General features: G+C 76.7%; 1 protein-coding gene and 1 pseudogene. Both read right to left on the bottom strand.

Going from position 1 to position 838, the window contains the following annotated elements; genetic code table 11:
- A pseudogene (locus KBX39_RS32205) lies at window positions 1-149 on the bottom strand (formimidoylglutamate deiminase); the annotation flags it as partial.
- Window positions 146-838 (bottom strand): M20/M25/M40 family metallo-hydrolase (locus tag KBX39_RS32200; protein WP_210874201.1); only part of this gene is annotated, 693 nt, incomplete at its 5' end. The pseudogene KBX39_RS32205 and the gene KBX39_RS32200, both read right to left, overlap by 4 nt.

Below are 838 nucleotides of genomic sequence, written 5' to 3'. Positions count from 1 at the left end.
CCGAGCACCTCCACCCCGGCGGTCGGCGGACCGTCCCCGGTCAGCGGGGTGACAGCGGTGAGCCGCCCGTCGGTCGCCTCGATCAGCACATCCCGGGTGGGCTCGGCGCGGTCGGGCAGCCAGGCGTACTCGGCCAGCCAGCGGGTCAGCGGCATGCCAGCTCCTCCAGGACCCGGGCCAGGGCGGTCACCCCGGCGGCGCAGTCGGCGTCGGTGGCCGCCTCGGCGGGGGAGTGCGACACCCCGGTCGGGTTGCGCACGAACAGCATCGCGGTGGGCAGGTGCGCCGCCAGCACCCCCGCGTCGTGCCCGGCGCCGGTGGGCAGCACCGGCGCGCCGAGCAGCGTGACCAGCCGGTCGGCCAGCCCGCGGTCGAACGCGACGAGCGGGGTCGCCGACTCCTGGGTGCAGGTCAGCGCGGTGCCGTCGCGGCCGGCCCGGTCGGCGGCCTTGGCGCGTACCGCCTCGACCAGACCGTACAGCGTCTCCGCCTCGGCCGCCCGCGCGTCCAGCCAGCCGGTGACCCGGGACGGGATCGCGTTCGTGGCGTTCGGCTCGACCGACACCCGGCCCACTGTGGCGTGCGCGTCGCGCAGCCGGGCCTCCTTGTTCGCGGCCAGCACGGTGAACGCGTAGGTGAGCATGGGATCGCGGCGGTCGGCCATCGCTGTCGTACCCGCGTGGTTGCCCTCGCCGGTGAAGTCGAACCGCCACCGGCCGTGCGGCCAGATCGCGGAGGCCACCGCGACCGGCGCGTCCTGGTCGACCAGCGCGCGGCCCTGCTCGACGTGCAGCTCCACGAAGGCCGCGAAGCGGCCGAGCAGCGCCGGGTCGGCGCC

This window comes from Micromonospora sp. D75 (assembly GCF_018070405.1).
GTDB lineage: Bacteria > Actinomycetota > Actinomycetes > Mycobacteriales > Micromonosporaceae > Micromonospora > Micromonospora chalcea.
The sequence above is the reverse complement of the archived record's forward strand: the minus strand, read 5'-3'. Positions and strand labels throughout refer to the sequence as shown.